The 20,428-nt window shown below is 71.8% G+C and carries 20 protein-coding genes; 6 read left to right on the top strand and 14 right to left on the bottom strand.

All coding sequences use genetic code 11. The features are described from left to right. Position 1 precedes the first annotated feature (1 nt). The 4 genes from ADL15_RS17960 to ADL15_RS17945 form a co-directional block, all read right to left on the bottom strand. Positions 2 to 349, bottom strand: coding sequence for a PDGLE domain-containing protein (locus tag ADL15_RS17960; RefSeq protein WP_067692015.1), 348 nt, complete (start codon positions 347 to 349; stop codon positions 2 to 4). After that, positions 346 to 1,044, bottom strand: coding sequence for an energy-coupling factor ABC transporter permease (locus ADL15_RS17955; RefSeq protein WP_067692012.1), 699 nt, complete (start codon positions 1,042 to 1,044; stop codon positions 346 to 348). Before ADL15_RS17955 ends, ADL15_RS17960 begins: the two co-directional genes overlap by 4 nt. A gap of 99 nt (positions 1,045 to 1,143) precedes the next feature. Beyond that, entirely contained in the window at positions 1,144 to 2,109 is a 966-nt protein-coding gene (locus tag ADL15_RS17950) for an Acg family FMN-binding oxidoreductase (protein WP_067692009.1), read from the bottom strand. Between the two features lie 61 nt (positions 2,110 to 2,170). Next, positions 2,171 to 3,805, bottom strand: a complete 1,635-nt coding sequence (locus tag ADL15_RS17945; RefSeq protein WP_083971392.1) for a GAF domain-containing sensor histidine kinase — start codon at positions 3,803 to 3,805, stop codon at positions 2,171 to 2,173. A 160-nt stretch (positions 3,806 to 3,965) separates the two neighbouring features. Between ADL15_RS17945 and ADL15_RS17940 the strand changes: the two genes are divergently transcribed. Continuing rightward, positions 3,966 to 4,610: a response regulator gene (locus ADL15_RS17940; RefSeq protein ID WP_067692002.1), complete on the top strand. Its 645-nt coding sequence runs from the start codon at positions 3,966 to 3,968 to the stop codon at positions 4,608 to 4,610. Positions 4,611 to 4,674: 64 nt separating this feature from the next. Here ADL15_RS17940 and ADL15_RS17935 read toward each other — a convergent pair whose 3' ends face one another. After that, complete coding sequence (locus ADL15_RS17935) at positions 4,675 to 6,630, bottom strand: ATP-binding protein (protein WP_067691999.1); 1,956 nt, start codon at positions 6,628 to 6,630, stop codon at positions 4,675 to 4,677. A gap of 125 nt (positions 6,631 to 6,755) precedes the next feature. On the opposite strand from ADL15_RS17935, the gene ADL15_RS17930 reads away from it, so the two are divergent. Continuing rightward, positions 6,756 to 7,166, top strand: coding sequence for an ATP-binding protein (locus ADL15_RS17930; protein ID WP_067691997.1), 411 nt, complete (start codon positions 6,756 to 6,758; stop codon positions 7,164 to 7,166). Further along, positions 7,163 to 7,474 (top strand): STAS domain-containing protein, encoded by a 312-nt coding sequence (locus tag ADL15_RS17925; protein ID WP_083971390.1) that lies wholly within the window; start codon positions 7,163 to 7,165, stop codon positions 7,472 to 7,474. The genes ADL15_RS17930 and ADL15_RS17925 overlap by 4 nt, the downstream gene beginning before the upstream one ends. On the opposite strand, the gene ADL15_RS17920 is transcribed toward ADL15_RS17925, so the two are convergent. Together ADL15_RS17920 and ADL15_RS17915 are read right to left on the bottom strand one after the other, a co-directional pair. Next, on the bottom strand, positions 7,471 to 9,075 hold the full coding sequence (locus tag ADL15_RS17920; RefSeq protein ID WP_067692132.1) for a methyl-accepting chemotaxis protein: 1,605 nt from the start codon (positions 9,073 to 9,075) through the stop codon (positions 7,471 to 7,473). The two genes, ADL15_RS17925 and ADL15_RS17920, sit on opposite strands and share 4 nt — an antisense overlap. A 37-nt stretch (positions 9,076 to 9,112) precedes the next feature. Continuing rightward, complete coding sequence (locus ADL15_RS17915; RefSeq protein WP_067691994.1) at positions 9,113 to 10,303, bottom strand: sensor histidine kinase; 1,191 nt, start codon at positions 10,301 to 10,303, stop codon at positions 9,113 to 9,115. 176 nt (positions 10,304 to 10,479) lie between these two features. On the opposite strand from ADL15_RS17915, the gene ADL15_RS17910 reads away from it, so the two are divergent. Next, positions 10,480 to 11,682 carry a response regulator gene (locus tag ADL15_RS17910; protein ID WP_067691991.1) on the top strand — a complete coding sequence of 401 codons (1,203 nt, stop codon included), beginning with the start codon at positions 10,480 to 10,482 and terminating at the stop codon, positions 11,680 to 11,682. Here the strand turns inward: ADL15_RS17910 and ADL15_RS17905 are convergent. Genes ADL15_RS17905 through ADL15_RS17880 form a run of 6 tightly spaced genes read right to left on the bottom strand, consistent with a single transcriptional unit; the run spans position 11,664 to position 17,816 of the window. Continuing rightward, positions 11,664 to 12,062 (bottom strand): Hpt domain-containing protein, encoded by a 399-nt coding sequence (locus ADL15_RS17905; protein WP_067691988.1) that lies wholly within the window; start codon positions 12,060 to 12,062, stop codon positions 11,664 to 11,666. The two genes, ADL15_RS17910 and ADL15_RS17905, sit on opposite strands and share 19 nt — an antisense overlap. 16 nt (positions 12,063 to 12,078) lie before the next feature. Continuing rightward, a complete protein-coding gene (gene rhaI / locus ADL15_RS17900) occupies positions 12,079 to 13,230 on the bottom strand; it encodes an L-rhamnose isomerase (protein ID WP_067691985.1) in 1,152 nt (383 codons plus the stop codon). After that, the gene (locus ADL15_RS17895; RefSeq protein WP_067691982.1) at positions 13,227 to 14,288 is read right to left on the bottom strand and encodes an ABC transporter permease; all 1,062 of its coding nucleotides are present in this window, start codon (positions 14,286 to 14,288) and stop codon (positions 13,227 to 13,229) included. The genes rhaI and ADL15_RS17895 overlap by 4 nt, the downstream gene beginning before the upstream one ends. Then, entirely contained in the window at positions 14,285 to 15,277 is a 993-nt protein-coding gene (locus ADL15_RS17890; protein ID WP_067691979.1) for an ABC transporter permease, read from the bottom strand. Before ADL15_RS17890 ends, ADL15_RS17895 begins: the two co-directional genes overlap by 4 nt. Beyond that, the gene (locus ADL15_RS17885) at positions 15,274 to 16,773 is read right to left on the bottom strand and encodes a sugar ABC transporter ATP-binding protein (protein ID WP_067691976.1); all 1,500 of its coding nucleotides are present in this window, start codon (positions 16,771 to 16,773) and stop codon (positions 15,274 to 15,276) included. The genes ADL15_RS17890 and ADL15_RS17885 overlap by 4 nt, the downstream gene beginning before the upstream one ends. Positions 16,774 to 16,787: 14 nt before the next feature. Next, positions 16,788 to 17,816, bottom strand: a complete 1,029-nt coding sequence (locus ADL15_RS17880) for an autoinducer 2 ABC transporter substrate-binding protein (RefSeq protein WP_067691973.1) — start codon at positions 17,814 to 17,816, stop codon at positions 16,788 to 16,790. Between the two features lie 285 nt (positions 17,817 to 18,101). Between ADL15_RS17880 and ADL15_RS17875 the strand changes: the two genes are divergently transcribed. Continuing rightward, positions 18,102 to 18,521 (top strand): phage holin family protein, encoded by a 420-nt coding sequence (locus ADL15_RS17875; protein WP_067691970.1) that lies wholly within the window; start codon positions 18,102 to 18,104, stop codon positions 18,519 to 18,521. 634 nt (positions 18,522 to 19,155) lie between these two features. On the opposite strand, the gene ADL15_RS17870 is transcribed toward ADL15_RS17875, so the two are convergent. Further along, positions 19,156 to 19,458: a hypothetical protein gene (locus tag ADL15_RS17870; protein WP_067691967.1), complete on the bottom strand. Its 303-nt coding sequence runs from the start codon at positions 19,456 to 19,458 to the stop codon at positions 19,156 to 19,158. A gap of 40 nt (positions 19,459 to 19,498) precedes the next feature. Between ADL15_RS17870 and ADL15_RS17865 the strand changes: the two genes are divergently transcribed. Next, a complete protein-coding gene (locus ADL15_RS17865; protein ID WP_083971388.1) occupies positions 19,499 to 20,410 on the top strand; it encodes a DUF3618 domain-containing protein in 912 nt (303 codons plus the stop codon). Positions 20,411 to 20,428: the final 18 nt, after the last annotated feature.

The following is a 20,428-nucleotide window of genomic DNA, read 5'->3' as shown; positions in this document are numbered from 1 at the left end:
CTCAGGCGGCCTTCTGCTCGCGGCGGCGGACCAGCCAGAACCCGCCGGCGCCGAGGCCGAAAGTGATCAGCACACCGGCGGCGCCGGCCAGGCCGGTCGACAGGTACGGGTTGTCGATGCCCTTGATGCCGTAGTCGGCCAGGGGACTGTCGGCCATCTGGTGGCCCTCCTCGCGCTGAAGCATGCAGGTGCCTCCGGTGATCTCGCCGTCGGCGCCGAACGTGCAGCCCTCGCGGGCGGTGGCGTCCAGGCCGTCCGGGCTGCCGGAGGCGAAGTTGCTGACCACGCCGGCCAGCAGCAGGGCGACCAGCAGGCCACCGGCCAGGAACCAGCCGAGTTTCTTGGTCATGCCACGGCCTCCACGTCGACGGTCACCGGCTTGCGGAACGTGCGCAGCGCGTAGACCAGGTCGGGGCGGACCCGGGCGACGGTGGCCACGGTGGTCGCGGCGATCAGGCCCTCACCGATGCCGATCAGCACGTGGGTGCCGGCCATGGTTCCGGAGATCCACGGCAGGGACAGCTGGGTGGTGCCGCCGAGCGCGTACTCCAGGACGAAGCCCTGCGAGGCGACCACGACGGAGATGACCGAGGCGATGAACGCGGTGACGCCCAGCCCGGCCGGGTTCTTCGGCAGCAGCCGGACCAGCCCGGCGACCAGCAGGTAGCCGGCGGCGGTGCCGAGGATCGCCATGTTGGTGATGTTCAGGCCGATCGCGGTCAGGCCGCCGTCCGCGAAGAGCAGGCACTGCACGATCAGGACGGTCGAGACGCAGAGCGCGCCGACCCATGGCCCGACCAGGATGACGGCGAGGGTGCCGCCGAGCAGGTGGCCGGAGACGCCCGGCAGCACCTGGAAGTTGAGCATCTGGACGGCGAAGATGAACGCCGCCACCAGCCCGGCCATCGGCGCGAGGCGGTCGTCAAGGTCGGCTTGCGCCTTCCAGACGCAGACCGCGAGCACCGCCACGGCGAAGACCACGAAGATCGCGGAAACCGGGCCGTTCACGATCCCGTTCGCGATGTGCATCGCTTGCGCGTCCATGGCGCCTCCCCTTCGCGGGGTCCGGAAGTCCCCGCGGCGCCAGCATATTGGCCAGAGGTAGCTGTTGCACATCCTTGGCAACTAGTCGAGTGATGATCTTCACCGCCCCTCGGCGTTCAGCACCTCCTCGACCGGGCGACGGGGGGTCACCTGACCGGGGTGGCCGTAGCCGATCCGGAGCGCGATCTGCGGGAACCCGGTCCGGCCCAGCGAGCGCCGCAACTGATCACGGGCGGCCGGCACCTCGATCGGCTGGGAGATCACCGAAACGGCCAGCCCGGCGTCGGTGACGGTCAGCAGCACCCGCTGCAACGCCTGCCCGGCCATCACCTGGTCCAGCCGCCGGTCACCGGCGGTGCCCAGGATGCCGACCAGCGGTTCCGGCTCGTAGTCACGGCCCGGTGCGCGCCGCCGGTCGCTGAACGCCCGCTGCGGGATCAGGTCCTGGTGCTCGCCGACGACTGCGCCGGCGTACGCCGGGATACCGTCCGTCGCCACCGCGGTGTCCACCCAGCTGATCAGCTCGCCCTGATACCTGTCGTTGCGGCGCAGCACCCGGTCGGCGCTGTGCGCGATCTCCGAGAACCCGGTCAGCGCGGTCATCCCGACCAGCAGGTCCAGCCAGGTGTTCTCGGCGCGGGCCGCATCGATCAGCCGGACCCGGACGTCGGCCGGCACCGGATCGGGCCAGAACGGGTCCCGGTTGCTGTGCCGGCGCTCGATCGCGGCGTACAGGTCGCGTTCCAGGTACGTCGGTGGCCGGTGCCGTGCCGGGGTGAGCCGGGCGATCAGGTCCGGGTCCGCGGGGTCGGGCAGCAGCAGCACGTCGGCCGGGGTGCCGGCCCAGGCCAGCGCGAGCCGCGCGTTCAGGGTGGCGGCGCCACAGGCCAGGCGCAACGCCCAGCCGCTCTGGTCGGCGACGCCGAGCTGGCGGGCCGGGTCGGCCATCACCTCGATCGCACCGTCCCGCAGCCGGAAGATCCAGGGCTGGGTGTTGTGCATCGAGGGTGCATGGATCCCGGCCGCTGCCGCGCGCCGTAGGTCTGACTCGTCGTAGCCGTTCACCTTTACCACAGTGCCCGCCGCGGCTTCCGGCGGGCAGGGCCAAAAGTCCCGGTCACGGCGGTCAGGAGGTCAGCGGGACCCGCCAGACCAGCAGGGTGCCGCCGTCCGGGGCCGGGCCGACCTCGAACGCGCCGCCCAGGTCCCGGGCCCGCTCGCCCATGTTGACCACGCCGCCGCGGGCCAGCGACGGATCGATGCCGACGCCGTCGTCGCGGACCTGCAGGTGCAGGGACCCGTCGGCGACCCGCACCGAGACCCGGACGTTCTGCGCCCGGGCGTGCCGCGCGACGTTGGCGAACGCCTCCTGCAGCACGGCCAGCAGCTCCGGTACGACGTCGTCCGGCACCGCGCTGTCCACCGGCCCGGACGTCTCCAGGTCGGGCCGGAACCCGAGCGTGGTCTCGGCGGCGTCGACCGCCTGCCACAGCTCGCCGCGCAGCGACGGGCCGATCGGCGCGCGCAGCTCGAAGATCGACCGCCGGATGTCGCGGATGGTGGCGTCCAGGTCGTCGACCGCGTCGTTTATCCGTTTCGCCACCTCGGGCCGGACCGTGTGCGGGCCGATCGCGCTCTGCAGGTGCATGCCGGTCGCGAAGAGCCGCTGGATCACCACGTCGTGCAGGTCCCGGGCGATCCGCTCGCGGTCGGAGAGCACCGCGAACAGCTCGCGCTCCTCCTGGGCCCGGGCCCGTTCCAGGGCCAGCGCGGCCTGCCCGGCGAACGTGGAGAGCAGCACCGGGTCGTCCGGCTCGCCGAGCGCGGCGTGCGCCGGCGACTGGGAGACGATCAGCACGCCCTGTGGGCTGTCCGACCCGGCCAGCGGTGCGGCCAGCGCCGGGCCGGCCGGGACCGGGCCGGGCCACTCGGCGGCCGCGCGCAGGTCGGGGATCTGCCGGTACCGGTCGGCGCCGAAGTCACGCACCACCGGGCTGTCGGCCGGGAGCACCTTGCCGGTCAGGTCGGCGCACGCCGGGTCGGCGCCGTCGGCCACCTCGACCCGGTACCGCGCGTTGCCCTCCTCGTGCAGCAGCACCAGGACCAGCTCGGCGCCGGCCACCTCGCGGGCCCGGCGGGCGATCAGCCGCAGCGCCTCGGTGCGGTGCACGGTGCCGAGCAGCACCCCGGTGATCTCGGCGGTGGCGGCGAGCCAGGCCTCCCGGCGCTGGGCCAGCTCGTAGAGCCGGGCGTTGTCGATCGCCACGCCGGCCGCGGCGGCCAGGGCCACCACGATCTCCTCGTCGTCCTCGCTGAACTCCGCGGCGCCCTGCTTCTCGGCCAGGTACAGATTGCCGAAGACGTGGTCGCGGGTGCGCACCGGGACACCGAGGAAACTGTGCATCGGCGGATGGTTCGCCGGAAATCCGTACGAATGCGGGTGTTTCCGAATGTCCGGCAACCGCACCGGGTTCGGATCGGTGATCAGCACGCCCAGCACGCCCCGGCCGTGCGGCAGGTCGCCGATGGTGGCGTGCACCGCCGGGTCGATCCCGTGGGTGATGAAGTCGGAGAGGCTGCGGTGATCCGGGCCGAGCACGCCGAGAGCGCCGTACCTCGCGCCGCCGAGCGCGCAGGCGGCCTTGACGATCCGCTGCAGGGTGCTGCGCAGATCGAGGTCGGAACCGATGCCGACGACCGCGTCGAGCAGGGCACGCAGGCGCTCGCGGCTGTTCACCACGTCGCCGACCCGGTCGAGCATCTCCTGCAACAACTCGTCCAGCCGGACGCGGGACAGTGGACTCAGACCGAGCGAGGGGGGAGACGGTTCGACCACGGTCCGAGATTATCCGGTACTCGTCCGGGGCGACCCGGGACCTAAGACCCTGTGTGTCAGGGCCAGGCGGGGATAGAAAGGATTCATGATCCGAGTTTTTCTCCTCGACGACCACGAGGTCGTCCGCCGTGGCCTGATCGATCTGCTCCAGTCCGGTGGCGACATCGAGGTGGTGGGCGAGTCCGGCTCCGCGCGTGAGGCGGCGGCGCGTATCCCCGCGCTGCGGCCGGACGTCGCGGTGCTGGACGCCCGGCTCCCCGACGGCAACGGCATCGACGTGTGCCGCGACGTGCGCGCGGTGGACTCGACGATCAAGGGGTTGATCCTGACCTCGTACGAGGACGACGAGGCGCTGTTCGCCGCGATCATGGCGGGCGCGTCCGGGTACGTGCTGAAGCAGATCCGCGGCACCGACCTGGTCGACGCGGTGCGCCGGGTCGCGGGCGGGCAGTCGCTGCTCGACCCGGCGGTCACCCAGCGGGTCCTGGAGCGGATCCGCAACGGCGTGGAGCAGCCGCGCGAGCTGGCCGGGCTGACCGACCAGGAGCGGCGGATCCTGGAGTTCGTGGCCGAGGGCCTGACCAACCGGGAGATCGCCGGCCGGATGTTCCTGGCCGAGAAGACCGTGAAGAACTACGTGTCCAGCCTGCTCGCGAAGCTGGGCCTGGAGCGCCGCACCCAGGCCGCCGTGCTGGCCACCAAGCTGCTGGGCAATCACTCGCACGAATGACCAGGCCATGGCTGGTCGCCAGGGGTGTCTCGGTGCGTAGGAGACACCCCGGAGAGCCAGCCGGTCAGCCGGTCGGGGCCACGGTCGGGGCGCGGGGGAGGCGGACGGTGGCGATCGTGCCGCCGGTGTCGCCGGCCTCCAAGGTGATCGTGCCGCGGTGCAGGTCGACGATGGCGCGGCTGAGGGCCAGCCCGAGCCCGGCGCCCGGGATCCGGCTGTGCCGGGCGTTGGTGGCCCGGTAGAGCCGGGCGAAGAGCCGGTTGCGCTCCTCGTCCGGGATGCCCATCCCGGCGTCCGCGACGGCGAGCACCGCGGTGTCCTCGTCCGCGGTCAGGGTGACCGTGACGGTCGAGTCGTGCGGGCTGTACTTGACCGCGTTGCCGATCAGGTTCTCCGCGACCTGCCGCAGCCGGGCCTGGTCACCCCGGATCGGCAGGGTGTCCGGCAGGTCGGTCAGCACCCGCGCGCCCGGCTCGCCGGCCTCGGCGGTCACCGCGGCCACCGCGGCCTGCAGCACGGCGGCCAGGTCGACGGCGCCGACGGTCAGGCTCGCGTGCCCGGACTCCAGGGCGGACAGGTCGAGCAGGCGTTCGACCAGCGAACGCAGCCGGGCGTTGTTGCGTTCGATCACCGCGAGCAGGTCGCGGATCTCGCCGATGGTGGTCTCGTCGCCGGACTCGACGATCAGATCCGTGTACGTGGCGATCGAGGTCAGCGGCGTCCGCAGCTCGTGCCCGACCAGCGCGATGTACTCGCCGATGCTGGCCGCCAGCTGGTTGGCCAGCTCGTCCGAGCGCCGCCGTTCCAGGTACGCCCCGAACAGCCCGGCGATCCCGGTCAGCAGCACCGCGAGGGCCGGCTCCGGGTCCTGCCGGTCCGGGGTGAAGAACGTCAGCACCCCGACCACCTGCTCGGCGCTGAGCACCGGCACCGCCCCGGCCGCCCGGTACCCGGTGCCCTCGGCCACCCACGGCAGCATCGGCGACTCGGCGGCCCGGATGTCCGGCACCCAGACCGTCTCGCCGCGCTCCCAGCACAGCCCGGCCAGCCCCTGGCCGCGTTCCAGGACGGCCGGCAGCGGCGCCACCTCGGCGCCCGGCGCGGTGTGCGTGACCACCGGCCGCAGCCGCCCGGACACCTCGTCGAGCATCCACAGCCGCAGGCACGGCCAGTCCAGGCAGTGCGAGAGGCTGCGCATCACGGCCGCGCCGGCCGGCTCCACCCCCGGCGCGTGCACCAGGGCCTGGAGCACCTCGGCCTTGCACTTCTCGTACTGGATCTGCTGGTGCTCGCCGGTGATGTCGTGGATCGCGGCGACCGCGCCGAGCAGCGTCCCGGCGGCGTCCCGGACCGGCCGCGCGTTGATCGCGAACCAGCGCAGCCGGTGCTCGCGGTCGCAGGCCCGTACGTCGGCGTGGTAGACCTGCTCGCCGCGCAGCGCCCGGTCCAGCGGCAACTCCTCGGGCAGCAGCGGGGCGCCGTCGTGGTGGCGCAGCTGGAACCGGGCCGGCCACTCGCGGATCGGCACGGTGGCGCACTCGTCGCCGAAGAAGTCGCGGACCGCCTGGTTGACGAAGACCGTACGGCCCTGCCGGTCGCAGGCCACCGCGCCGGCGTCCAGCCCGCGCATCAGCTCGGCCAGGAACGGGCCGTCCGGCGGCAGCGGCAGGCACTGGCGCAGCGTCTCGGTCAGGCCCTTGACGCTGAACGGCTTGGCCACCACGGCGGTGGCGCCGGCCTCGGTCAGCAGCGTGTCGCCCGGCGGCAGGTACCCGGTGATCAGCACGACCGGCACGTCGGCGGTGGCGGGTTCGGCGCGCAGGGCGCGGCACATCCGTACGCCGTCCAGGTGCGGCATGTCGACGTCCGCGATGATCAGGTCGAACGGGTCGGCGAGCGCGGCGGCCAGCCCGGCCCGGCCGTCGTCGGCGAGCGTCACCTCGTGGCCCAGCCGCCGGCCGATCTCGGCGAGCACCGCTTGATGTTCCGGGTTGTCCTCGACGACCAGCACCGCTGCCATGGCCCGACTCTAGAGCGACATAAAGTCCTTAATTGGTGAAAACAGACAATCGGCCACTCAGGTTTCGTGATCGGGGGAGCCCGGGTACTGTGCGGGCCGCATATCGGCGAGCCTCGGGGTAATGCATGAGCGCGTTGACGGCCCATCTGGACGTACCACTGCACCACGGCGCGCCCGGCGCGGCCCGGCGGGCGGTGGTGGCCGTCCTGAGCGGCTGGGGTCTGAGCGACCAGGACTGGCTGGACGCGGCCGCCGTGGTGGTCAGCGAGCTGGTCACCAACGCGGTCCGGTACGGCGGCGGCTGCGTCGCCCTGCACGTCGAGGCGCAGGACGGTCGCGTGGTGGTCTCGGTCGCCGACGGTTCCCCGGTGCGGCCCCGGCGGCGCGACCCGGACGACGTGGGCGGGCGCGGCATCGCGCTGATCGAGGCCCTCGCCGACAGCTGGACGGTGCGTCACCACGAGGGCGGCAAGCAGGTCCGGGTGGCGCTGCGGCAGTGCCCGGGTCTTGCGCCGTCCCGGGGAGTCGCCGCGTGAGAATCGTCCGGGACGGCGTCGACGGCCTGGTGCGGATGGCCTTCCACGGTGAGCTCGACCTGGCCACCGTCGACCAGGTGGCCGCTCAGGTGAGCGCCGAGCTGGCCGCTCCCGGCCTGCTCCGGCTGGTGCTGGACCTGGCCGGGCTGACCTTCTGCGACTCGACCGGCATCGACGCGCTGATCAACGCCCAGATCGCGGCCCGGGACCGGGGCGTGATCTTCCAGGTGGTGCGCCCGCGCGGGATCGTGCGCCGGACGCTGGTCGCCACCGGCGTGCTGGAACTGCTGACCACCGCCACCGGTTAGAAGCGGAAGCGCTGGACCGCGGACCGCAGCTCGTCGGCGAGGGTCTCCACGTCCTGAGCGGTGCGGGCCGCCTGGCCGGCCGCCGCCCGGCTGGCCGCGGTGCTGTGCGCGACGCTGGCGATGTTGCCGGCGATGTCGGTGGCGCCGGCGGCCGCCTCGCTGACCCCGCGGTTCATCTCGGCGGTGGTGGCGCTCTGCTGCTCGACCGCGGACGCGATCGTGGTCTGGTAGTCGCTGATCTGCTCGATGATCCGGCTGATCTCGTCGATCGCGGTGACCGCGTGGCCGGTGTCGCTCTGGATCGCGGCGATCTGCTGGGAGATCTGCTCGGTGGCCCGGGCGGTCTCCTGGGCCAGGTCCTTGACCTCGCTGGCGACCACCGCGAAGCCCTTGCCGGACTCGCCGGCCCGGGCCGCCTCGATCGTCGCGTTCAGGGCGAGCAGGTTGGTCTGCGCGGCGATCGCGGTGATGGTGGCGATCACGTCGCCGATCTGCGCCGACGAGTCGCCGAGCCGGTTGATGGTGGCGCTGGTGGCCCGGGCCGCGGCGACCGCGTCCGAGGCGACCTGCGCGGCGTCACCGGCGTTGCGGGAGATCTCGCTGATCGCCGAGCCCATCTGGTCGGTGCCGGCGGCGACCGTGTGCACGTTGCCGGACACCCCGGAGGCGCTCTGCGCGGCCAGCCCGGCCTGCTGATCGGCCTCGGCCACCGCGTCGTCGATCTCGTGGCTGACCCGGCGCATGGTCTCCGACGCCTCGGTCAGCCGGCCACCGCTGTCGGCGATCTCCACGACGGTGGTGCGGATCCCGATGATCGCCTCGTCCAGGGCGCGGCCCATCAGCGCGATCTCGTCGGCGCCGTCGGTGTCGGCGCGGACCGTGAGGTCGCCGCGGGCCATCGCCTGCAGGTTCTGCACCAGCCGTCCGACCGGGCCGGTGACGCTCCGGGTGACCAGCACGGTGAGCAGCACCGCGGCGACCACGGCCAGCGCGAACGCGATGATCAGGGAGTTGCGGGCGGTGGCCGCCTGCTGCTCGGCGGTGTAGGTGGCCTTCTCGGCCCGGCCGGTAACCGACGCGACCAGCGCGTCGGTGCCTTCCACGATCTTGAAGTACAGCTCGTAGCCCGGCCCTAGGATGATCTTGTCGCCGGCCGGGATGTCGCCCTTCGCGTACTCCGCGACGGCCTCCAGGTCGGCGTCGAAGTACGCGGTCCAGGTGGTCTTCAGGCCCTCGAAGACGGTGCGCTCGTCAGCGGTCATCGAGGCGGTGTCGGTGCCGTTCAGCAGGTCCAGCAGCTTCTGCTTGTCGGCCAGGAAGCCGGCCCGGTTCTCGGTGGCCGGGGCGACCGCGACCTTCGGGCCGAGGCGCAGGGTGTCCCAGACGTAGGCGATCTGCCAGCCGGAGATGTCACCGTCGTAGTACTTCTGCTCGTCCACCTGGTGCTGCAGCTTCAGCAGGCCCCGGGTCGCGGTGGCCGCGTCGGACTGCCGGTTCAGGCCGATCGCGCCGATCGCGACCGCCACCCCGAGCAGGGCCAGCACCACGCCGAACGCCGCAGCGAGCCGGCCCGCCAGCCGTAGACGCCGTAGCACCGTCATGGTCAACCCCCGTGCTGGGCCGGATCGCTGGACAAGATCAGCAGATCACGGTCATCCGGGCGGTGGTGCCCTTTCCGGAACCCTCCGAGAAGACGGTCAGCTCGCCGTCGTGCGCTTTCATGATCCGTTCGGCGATGCTCAGGCCGAGGCCGACGCCGGGAACCGCCTGGTCCCGGGAGAACCGGCCACGGTAGAACCGCTCGATCACGTGTGGCAGTTCGTCGGGCGGGATGCCCGCGCCGTGATCGATCACGGACAGGCCGGTCTCGTCGACCCGGATCCGGACCGCGGCGCCGGCCGGGCTGAACAGCAGGGCGTTGCGGACCAGGTGCTCGGCCGCCTGGCTGAGCCGGGTCAGGTCACCGGGCACCGGGAAGTCGTCGGCGCCGGGCTGCAGCTCGAGGCGCAACGTCACCTCGCGCTGCTGGGCCAGCTGCCGGCACGTCGCCATCGCCGTCTCGGCCACCGCGATCAGGTCGGTCTGCGCCCGCAGCAGCGGCAGCGGGGTGCCCGCCGGCCGGGTGCCCGCGAGCAGGTGGTCGACCATCCGGACCAGACGTTCGCCGTTCCGCTGGATCGGTTCGATCATTCTCCGGTACGGGGTGAGCTCCTCGTTCTCCACCAGCAGCTCCAGGTACCCCTGGATCGTGGTGACCGGGGTGCGCAGCTCGTGCGACACGGTCGCGACGAAGTCCTCCTCGCGGCTGATCGCCCGGGACAACTCGTCACCCACCGCGGCCAGCAGCAGCCGGCTGCGGATCGCCGAGAGGTGCCCGGCCGCCTGGCCGGCCATCGTGTGCAGCAGTTCCAGCTGCCGGTCGCCGGCCTCGCGCGGCCGGTTGTCGAGCACGCACATGGTGCCCAGCGTGAAGCCGTCCTCGTCGATCAGCGGCACACCGGCGTAGAACCGGATGTTCGGCGCGCCGACCACGTTCGCCCAGGCCCGGTACTCGGGGTGAGACAAGGCGTCGCGCACGATCAACGGCATCCGCTGATCCACCACGACACCGCAGAACGACGTGGTCAGCGGGCCACCGGCGCTGGGCATGCCGGTGCTGCCGGCGAACCACTGCCGGTCCGCGGCGACCATCGTCACCGTGGACATCGGTGTCTCGAAGACCGAGCCGGCCAGCCGGGTCAACTCGTCCAGGACCGCCGGGCGGGGTGCGTCGAGCAGGTGATAACTCCGCACCGCGGCAACACGGGTCTCATCGCCGACTGCGCTCATCAGAATCCGTCTCTCCCAGGGCCGAGGTGCAGGTAAGGAAGTCTTCGACACCCGGGTGGCCCGGATGAGGACTTCCGGTCCGTGCGATTACCCCGTTACTGAACGCTCAAAGCCGGTCACGCAGAGTCGATATAACGCGGCACATCACTAGTGCCTGGCCAGGCGGAGGAGGACTCATGCGCACTGAGCTGTACAAGTCTGCGAACGCCGACGACAAGAAGCCCGTCGTGCTCGTCGTCGACGACGAGGAGACCGTGCTCGAAACGCTCTCGCTCCAGCTCGGCCGGGAGTACCGGGTGCTGACCGCCCCCGACGGTGACCGGGCTCTGCAGGTTCTGTCCGAGCAGGGCGCGCCCGCCGCGGTGATCAGCGACATGCGGATGCCCGGGATGAACGGCATCGAACTGCTGCGCCGGGTCCAGATGGAGTACCCGGACACCACCCGGGTGCTGCACACCGGGTACGGCGACATGGCCACCGCGGTCGCCGCGATCAACTCCGGCGGGGTGTACCGCTACCTCCCCAAACCGGCCGACACCGACGCGCTGCGCAGCGCGATCCGCGACTCGGTGACCAAGCACGACGAGGCGATGGCCGACCGGGTGCTGCTCGACCGCACCCTGCGGACCAGCGTGCAGGCGCTGTTCGGGGTCCTCGAACTGTCCAACCCGCCGGCCTTCCAGCGGGCCGGTCGGATCAGCACCCTGGTCGGCGAGCTCTGCCACATCCTGCAGATGGACGGCCTGTGGGAGATCGAGGTGGCCGCGATGGCCTCCCAGCTCGGCGCGGTCACCGTGCCCGCCGCCACGATGCAGAAGATGGAACGCGGGCTGCCGCTGAACGCCGACGAGCAGGCGGCGGTGGACAACATGCCGCGGATCGCGCTGCGGCTGCTCGGCGACATCCCGATGATGGAGGAGGTGCTCGCCATCGTCGGCGGCCTGAGCGGCGCGCCGGCCGGTCCGGAGGGCCGCTCCGCGCTGGTCGAGGACGCGATCGCGGTGCTGCGGACGGCCACCGCGTACGAGAGCCTGCAGACCCGCGGGGTGACCGACGTCAACGCGATCAACGTGATCGAGGAGCGCCACGACCAGTACCCGCACGTGATCGCGGCGCTGCGCCGGCTCAAGGGCGTCCGCGCGGTCAAGGACTCGGTGCGCAGCGTCCGGGTGACCGAGCTGGAGGTCGGCATGCGGCTGGTCGAGGACGTGGTGGCCACCAACGGCCTGGTCCTGATCGGCAAGGAGACCGTGATCACCGAGCTGATGCTGGACCGGCTGACCACCTTCGCCCGCGCCGTGGAGCTGGTCGAGGAGGTCCTCGCCGCGGTGCCGTACAAGGCGAGCTACAAGCCGACCGCCTACGCCGGGCACCGCTGAGCGAACTCCTCGGCCAGTGCCGACACCGCGCGCAGCGCCCCGGTGGCCTCGGACCGGATCCGATCAGCCGTGCCCGCCGGGTCGGCGACCGTGCCGGCCCGTGCCTGATCCTCCAGCGCCGCGCAGACCGCGGCCAGCCCGGTGGCGCCGATGTTGGCCGCCGAGCCCTTCAGGGCGTGCGCCCGGTCGCGGATGCCGCCCGGGTCCGCCCGGCCGGCCAGCAGCGTGGTGAGCTGCTCGACCGCGCCGGGTGTCTTCGCCGCGAACGACCGGAGCAGGCGCAGCACCAGTGCGAGCTCGGCCGGTGTCGGATCCGGGTCGGTGATCGCCGCGATCCGGGCGCGTACTCCGGCCAGCCGCTGCTCGTCGTCCTCCGGCATGCGCCGAGTCTAGGTTTCAGGCGCCCCAGCCCGCCTGCGTTCCGCCGACCCGCTCGGCGGTCACCGTCGCCGCGTACCCGGAGGCCTTGAACGCCGCGACCGGGTCGCGCGGCAGACCGCGGGCCTCGCGCCGGTCCGCGAGCGGACCGCGCACATCGGTTTCGTACGCGTCCATCAGCACCGCGTTCGCGCCCAGCACGTCGCCCTCGCGCTGCGCCGTGGCGAGCGCGTCCTGATCGATCTGCAGCGCCTTGGCCAGGGCCTGCTCGACGTTGAGCACCGAGCGGATCTGCCCGGGGATCTTCTCCTCGATGTTGTGGCACTGGTCGAGCATGAAGTTGACCCGGGACTCCGGCCGGTGCGCGCCGGCCGCCACGATCTCCGACATGATCCGGAACAGCTGGAACGGGTCGGCCGCCCCGACGATCAGGTCGTCGTCGGCGTAGAACCGCGAGTTGAAGTCGAACGCGCCGAGCCGGCCCTGCCGCAGCAGCTGCATCACGATGAACTCGATGTTGGTGCCGGGCGCGTGGTGCCCGGTGTCCAGCACCACGGTGGCCCGCTCGCCCAGCGCCAGGCAGTGCAGCAGCGAGGTGCCCCAGTCCGGGATGTCCATGCTGTAGAAGTACGGCTCGAAGAACTTGTACTCGAGCAGGATCCGCTGGTCCTCGCCGAGCGCGTCGTAGATCCGCCGCAGCGACTCGGCGAGCCGGTCCTGCCGCCCGCGCAGCGAGTCCTGACCGGGATAGTTCAGGCCGTCCGGCAGCCAGATCTTCAGGTCGGCGGAGCCGGTCGCCCGCATGATCTCCAGGCAGTCCAGGTGGTGCCGGACCGCCTTGTCCCGGACCGCCGGGTCGGGGTGGCAGAGCGAGCCGAGCTTGTAGTCGTCGTCCTGGAACAGGTTCGCGTTGACCGCGCCGAGCCGCACACCCTGCTTCTCGGCGTAGGCCCGCAGGTCACCCCAGTCGTCCACGACGTCCCAGGGGATGTGCAGGGAGACCCGCGGCGCGAGGCCGGTGGTCCGGTGCACCTGCGCGGCGTCGGCGATTTTTTCGTACGGGTTCCTCGGCACTCCGGGCGAGGCGAAGACCTTGAACCGGGTGCCCGAGTTCCCGTAGGCCCAGCTGGGCACTTCGACGGTGAAGTCGTCCAGGCCGTCCAGGTTCATGACGTTCCTCCGTAGCGGCGGTTGGTGAGTCCGTTGAGCAGGGCGGCGAAGACCAGCACCGCGCCCAGGGCGAGCAGCTGGTACTGCGAGCCCTCGTTGCCGATGAAGGCCAGCAGGATGCCGGCGTTCAGCCAGACGATCAGCAGGGTGGCCAGCACCACGCCGGCGACCCGGCCGATCCCGCCGGTGATCGCCACGCCGCCGAGGACGGCGATGGTGATCGCGGGCAGGGCCATCCCGTTGCCGGAGACGCCGGCGTCCGGCCGGGCGCTCGCGAACTGGCCGACGGTCACCACCGCGACCAGGCCGGCGAGCAGACCGGCGTAGACGTACGCCTTGAAGCGGGTGTCCCGGACCGGCAGACCGGACCAGCGGGCCGCCACGTCGTTCGTGCCGATCGCGTAGAGCCGCCGGCCGTACGCGGTGCGGGCCAGCAGCAGCCAGACCGCGACCACGGTGGGCAGCAGGAACGTGAAGATGCCGAGCGGGATGTCCGGGACGTACTGCCCGAACAGCGGCAGCTCGACCGACTTGCTGATCGAGAAGAGCTTCTGGATCGGCGCGGTGCTGATCGGCTCCTGATCGTTGATCACGATGGCGATCGACTTGAACGCGTAGTACGTGGCCAGGGTGGCGATCAGCGCCGGGAAGCCGATGTACGACACCAGGAAGCCGTTGACCGCTCCGCACAGCGCGCCGAACCCGGCGGTCAGGATGATCGCGGCCCACAGCGGCCAGCCCCACTCGCCGTACGCGAAGCCGAAGACCATGCCGGCCAGCGAGACGATCGCGCCCACCGAGAGGTCGATGCCGCCCCGGCCGGACAGGATGACCAGCAACTCGGCCAGGCCGAGCATGGCCAGCGGGACCGCGCTGATCAGCGACGCGGACATGTAGTCGAAGTCGTAGGAGGCGGTCAGGTAGCCGCCCGCGTCCTGGATGAAGAACGTCACCACGACCGCGACGATGAGCACCGCGAGCAGGGCGATCCGCTGGGTGAGCAGGACGCGGAGGATCCGGGCGCCGGTGCCCTCTTTCTGCGCGGCCACGGCGGTCATCGGCTTCTCCTCGCCCGGGTGCGCAGCAGGTCCGCTCCGACGGCCACGATGATGAAGACGCCGACGAACAGGTCGGACAGTTGCGAACGCCAGCCCAGCTGGGTGACGCCCGAGGCGACCGACTGCACCAGCAGCGCGCCGAGCAGGGTGCCGAGCACCGAGCCGCGGCCACCCATGATCGAGGTGCCACCGATCACCACGGCCGCGATCACCGCGAGCTCCTTGCCGGAGCCGACCGACTGGTCCAGCGTCGACGTGCCCTGCGCGATCACGAAACAGCTGGCCAGCCCGACGAGCAACCCGGTGATCAGGTACGTCAGCAGGACCCGGCGCTGCACCCGCACTCCGGCCAGCCGGGCCGCCTGCGCGTCCCCGCCGATCGCGAAGAAGTGCCGGCCGCCCGCGGTGTGCCGCAGGTACCACCAGGCCGCCGCGGTGATCAGCACGGTGATCAGGAAGGCGTGCGGGACGCCCAGGGTGCGGCCGCCCGCGCCGCGGCCGAAGAAGGCCAGCGTGTCCGGGATACCGTTCACCGTCCCGGATCCGAAGATCCGCAGACCGAGGAACATGAACAGGTTCGCGGTGCCGAACGTGATGATGATGGCGTGCACCCGGCCGTAGGCGATCAGCACGCCGTTGACCAGGCCCAGCGCCCCGCCCACCGCGACCGACAGCAGCACCGCGACCGGCAGGCTCACCTCCGCGCCGACCAGGGCCTTCGCGGTCAGCACCGAACACACCATGATCGCGCCACCGACCGAGACGTCGATGCCGCCCGTGATGATCACGATGGTCATGCCGACGCCGGCCAGCGCGATCGGCGCGGTCGCCACCAGCAACGGCTGGATCGACCCGGCGGTCAGGAACGCCGGGGTGCTGACCGCCAGCGCCGCCCAGAGCACGACCAGTACGCCGGCCAGCACGATCTCCTGGCCGGTCAGCCGGGGTGGCAGCACCCGGTGGCGGATCGTCGCGGTGACGGTGCTCATGCCGTTCCTCCCGCAGCGGCGGCCAGCAGGTCGACCTGCGAGGCGTCCGGGCCGAACTCCTCGGTCGTGGTGCCGCCGCGGACCACTTGGATCCGGTCCGCGATCCGCAGCGCCTCCGGCAGGTCCGACGTGACCACCAGGACCGCGGTGCCCTCCTCGGCCAGTTCGGTGATCAATCGGTGGATCTCCTCCTTGGCGCCCACGTCGACGCCCTGGGTCGGTTCGGCGAGCACCAGCACCTTGGGCCGCTCGACGAGCTGCCGGGCGAGCACCACCTTCTGCGCGTTGCCGCCGGACATCGCGCTGATCGGCTGCCGCTCGCTGGGGGTCTTCACCGCCAGGCGGCGGATCAGATCGAGCGCGACGCTGCGCTCCCGGCCGCGGTCCAGGAACACCCCGAAGCGGGAGAACCGCTCGAGGTGGCCGGCCGAGATGTTGAACGCGATCGACTGGAAGCCGAACATGCCCTCGACCTTGCGGTTCGCCGGGAGCAGCGCGATGCCCAGCCGCTGCGCGTCGCGGGGCGAGCGCGGCGACACCGGCTCGCCCTCGAACCGCAGCGCACCGGCGGTGGCCCGGTCGATGCCGTAGACGCAGGCGGCGATCTCCGAGACGCCCGAGCCGACCAGGCCGTAGAGCGCCACGATCTCGCCGGCCCGGACCCGCACGTCGACGTCGTGGAAGCGGCCGGTGCGGCCGAATCCGTCCAGCTCGAGGACGGGCGGGCCGTCCGGGACCACGCGGTGCGGGCGCTCGTCGGAGAGGATGCCGCCGACCATGAGCTCGGCTATCCGTCGTACCGAAAGATCTTGAATGTGATGAGTGCCGATGGTCCGGCCGTCCCGCATCACGGTCACCTCGTCCGCGATGCGGAACAGCTCGTCCAGCCGGTGCGAGATGTAGACGACCGCCACCCCGTCCGCGGTCAGCCGCCGGACGACGCCGAAGAGCACCTCGATCTCGGCGTCGGTGAGGATCGCCGACGGCTCGTCGAGGATCAGCACGCTCGCCTCGGCCGCGAGGGCCTTGGCGATCGAGACCTGCTGCTGCTCGGCGACCGAGAGCGTGCCGACCGTGGCGGTGGCGTAGCGGGCCGGGAGGCCGAGCCGCTCCAGCAGCTCGACCACCCGCCTGTTCTGTTCCGCCCAGTCGACCCGGCCGGCTTTTTTGATCTCACGGCCGAGGAAGATGTTCTCCGCGACGGTGAGCTCGCCGAACAGCTGCGGCTCCTGATAGACGGTGGCGATACCGAGACCGATCGCGTCGGTGGTGCTGCCGATCCGCACCGGCTCGCCGTCGAACTCGATCGTGCCGGTGTCGGCGGTCTCCGCCCCCGACACGATCTTGATCATCGTCGACTTGCCGGCGCCGTTCTCGCCGACCAGGGCGTGCACGCGGCCCGCCCGTACTGTCACATCGGCCTGCAGGATCGCGCGCACCGCGCCGAACCGCTTCGCGATCCCGGTCAGGCGCAGCCTGGGCTTCTCGTCGGTCATCTCTTCGCTTCGGCTCAGTAGTTGAACTGGTCGACGTTCTTGTCGGTGATCTGCAGCGCCGGGCCGAGCAGCAGCATCTTCGACGTCGCGTCGTAGGTGACGCCGGTGAGCTTGTCGCTGACGTTGTTGGTGGCCTGGAACTGCTTGCCCTCGGCGATCTGCGCACCGGCCCAGGCGGTCAGGTAGCCCAGGTTCTGCACGTCCCAGAGGATGGCCGCGGTCGACGACTTGTCGGTCAGGTACGGCTTCATCGCCTGCGGCGTGCCCAGCCCGACGGTAAAGACCTTGCCGATCTTCCCGGCGTCCTTGACCGCCTGCGCCACCCCGGGCGCGCTGGACGTGCACTCGCCGACCAGCCCGGTGAGGTCCGGGTGGGCGTTCATCAGGTCGGTCGCCATCTGTGTCGCCTTCGCCTGGTCCTCACCGGCGTAGACGACGTCGACGATGGTGGCGTCCGGGTACTTCTCCTTGGTGTACGCCTGCTGGACCTTGATCCAGGAGTTCAGGTTCTCGGCGGTCTGGCCGCACGAGACGATCGCGTACTTCCCCTTGCCGCCCATCGCCGTGAGCAGCGCGTCGGTCAGACCCTGGCCGATGCCCTCGGCGGTGGCCTGGTTGACGAACACCTCTCGGACGCTGCTCGGCGCGTCGGTGTCGGCGGTCGCGACGTGGATCCCGGCGTCGTTGGCCTGCTGCAGCAGCGGGGCCATGCTGTCCGGGTCGTTCGGCGCGACGATCAGGGTGTCGACCTTCTGCTGGATGTAGGACCGCACGATGTCGGCCTGCGCTGCCGCGTCGGCCTGCGTCGGACCCTGATAGAGCCACTCGACGTTGCCGAGAGCGGCGGCGGCGGCCTTGCCACCGGCGTTCATCGCCTCGAAGTAGGGGACGCCCTGCAGCTTGGGGACGAAGGCGACCTTGTAGGTCTTGGCACCGGCGGTGCTGCCGGAGCTGGTGTCGTTGTCGTTCTTCTTGGTGCAACCGGAAACCGCCAGGGCGGCGGTGGTAAGGATCGCGATCGGAAGGGCCAGCCGGGAACGCATTGATGCCTCCAGCGACTTGAAACGTTCTATCTGGAATGTGACCCACGTTACGATCCGGTTAGAGGTTGGGTCAAGAGGCGTGCGTGATTGTGTCCAATCAGAGTTTCAACGTTTCAACTGGGCGGGGTTTTTGCGGAGTTCGTCCGGTCCAGCGCGGCCTTCTCGTGCCCGAACCCGCGGAACGGGGCCGGACGGGCGCTCGGGGGTGTGGGATTGGGGGTGGTTAGGGAGGGTTGGTGCGGGTACGTCAGCCCTCCGCAAGGCTGGTGCAGGACGGAGGGGACGATGGCGTACACGGACACGCGGAGTGAGCAGGCTTCCACCGCGGCTTTGGTCAGCCGGCTCAGTGAGCAGGTCTCGACGCTGGTACGGGACGAATTGATGCTCGCCCGCATGGAGATGATGGAGAAGGGCAGGCGAGCCGGGAAGGGCGCCGGGTTGCTGGGCGCGGCCGGCGTCATGACGATGTACGGCACGGGCGCCCTCCTGGTCACCGCCGGGGCGGCGTTGGCGCTGGTCGTGCCGGTGTGGGTGGCCGCGCTGGCGGTGACCGGCGTGCTGTTCCTGGCGGCCGCGGTGACCGCACTGGCCGGCCGGCAGGAGATCCACCACGCCGGCCCGGCCCTGCCGCAGGCGGCGATGGCGAGCGGCCGCGAGGACGTCGACGCCTTCATGGACGCGGCCCGCGCGGGGAGGTCCCTGTGAACGACGACAGCGCAGCCCGCAGCCAGGTGTCATCCGGTTCGGCGTCATCCGGGCTGGCGGCGTCTGGTCTGGTGGCGTCCGGGCCGGTGGCGTCCGGTCGCACGTCGGCGGAGGGCAGCACCCGGACCGGCGCTCCGGTGCCGGGCCCGGTCGCCGGCAACCCCGGGGGCTCCGGCCCGGCGGGGAAGGCGCCCAGCGGAACCGGCCGGGGCAACACCTCACCGGGCGGCGCCGGCCGCGGCCCCAAGCCGTCAGCCGGGACGTCCCCCAAGGCCGCTCCCGGTCCACCGCCGGGCGCCACCCCGAAGCCACCCACCGGGACGTCCTCGCCGGCGGCTCCCGGCCAGCCGCAGGCCGCTACTTCCGAGCCTGTCCCCGGCACGCCGACCGACAAACCCGCGGTCGAGGCCGCGTCCAAGCCCGTTCCTGGCCCGCCGCAGGGTGTGGGCGCCAAGCCGGCGAGTGGGACGCCGGCGGCGGGTCCCGGTTCGCCATCGGCGGTGACCACCGAGTCCGCGGCCGGGGCCCCGCCCAAGGCCGCTGCGGGGCCTTCGGGGACCGCTGTCCCCAAGCCCGCGCCGCCGAAACCGGCGCCGCCGAAACCCGCGCCGCCCAAGCCGGTGCCGGCGGACGGTCAGCATCCGCCCGTCCCCACGCCGGGGCCGCCGACGACGTCGCCTGCCGCATCTTCCGCCTCGCCGAAGCCGTCGCCTGTCGCGTCCTCCGCTTCGCCGAAGGCGTCGCCTGTCGCGTCCTCCGCTTCGCCGAAGGCGTCGCCTGCCGCGTCCTCCGTTCCGGCGGGGGTGTCGTCGGCCGGAGCGGGGGTGTCCGGGGTGAACGGTTCGGGGTCGCGGGCGTCCGGGCCGACGGTGCCTGCGAAGCCGGCACCGCCCCAGGCAGTGGCTGAGCCGAACGGCCCGGCCTCCGGGGCGGTCATCAAGCCCGCGCCGGCGCCTTCGAAGGGTGCTTCCGGCGGGATGGCCGCCTCGGCGGAACCCGGGCCGAAGCCCGGGGTGTTGAAAGGGCCGGCCGGTCCTGGCCCGAGACCCGGGCCGGTGCCGGGTGCGGGGAAGAAGCCTGAGATGCCGAAGGAGAGTTCGTCGATGTCGGTGCAGTCGAAGCCGGGGGCAAACGGTGCGTCCGGGAAGCCGGCCGGGCCTGACGCCGCGGGTTCCGGTGTGGGTTCCGGCGTGGGCGGAGACCATGGCGCTGGTGACGGTGCGCGGCAGGAGAGTGCTGCCGCGCCGCGGAATGCCGGGGAGCTTCGTGCGGAGATCGAGCAGACACGCGCCGAGTTGGGGGAGACGGTCGAGGCTCTGGTGGCCGAGGTTGACGTCCCGTCCCGGGTCAAACATTCCGCCGTGGACAAGACCGCCCAGCTCAAGGCCTCAGCCACGGATCTCAAGGACGCGGCCACGACGAAGGCCGCTGATCTCGGGGAGGCGGTTTCCGCCAGGACCGCGGACCTGAAGGAGGCTGCTGCTGATCTCGGGGGCGCGGTCTCCGCGAGGGCTGCTGAGCTCAAGGGTGTCGTCGCCGACACCGCGGGGAAGGTCACGGACCGGGCTGCCGGCCTGCGAGAGGCGGCCGCGAGCAAGGCCGGGCAACCCCAGAAGGCGGCCGCGCCGAGCGGGGCTCGCCGGAACGAGACCGCCGGTCTGGCCGCCGGTGGCCCGTGGGGAGTTCATGAGACCGGGCACATCGCGGAGGCGACGGCGCAGACCAGCGCCCGGATGTGTGCCTCGGCGGCGGACGCCGCCGGACGGGCCACCGCCGTGATCGGCTCTGCGCGGCGGCGGATCGTCGCGAACCCCGGGAGGTACGCCATCCTCGGTGCCGCGGTGGGCACCGTCGCCGCCGGGGTCGCTTTCATCCGTCGGTCCCGCTGACGGTACGGATCACGGGCT

It is taken from the genome of Actinoplanes awajinensis subsp. mycoplanecinus (assembly GCF_001509495.1).
Classification (GTDB): domain Bacteria; phylum Actinomycetota; class Actinomycetes; order Mycobacteriales; family Micromonosporaceae; genus Actinoplanes; species Actinoplanes palleronii.
Note: the sequence above shows the minus strand (reverse complement) of the source record. Positions and strands in the feature narration are given on the sequence as shown.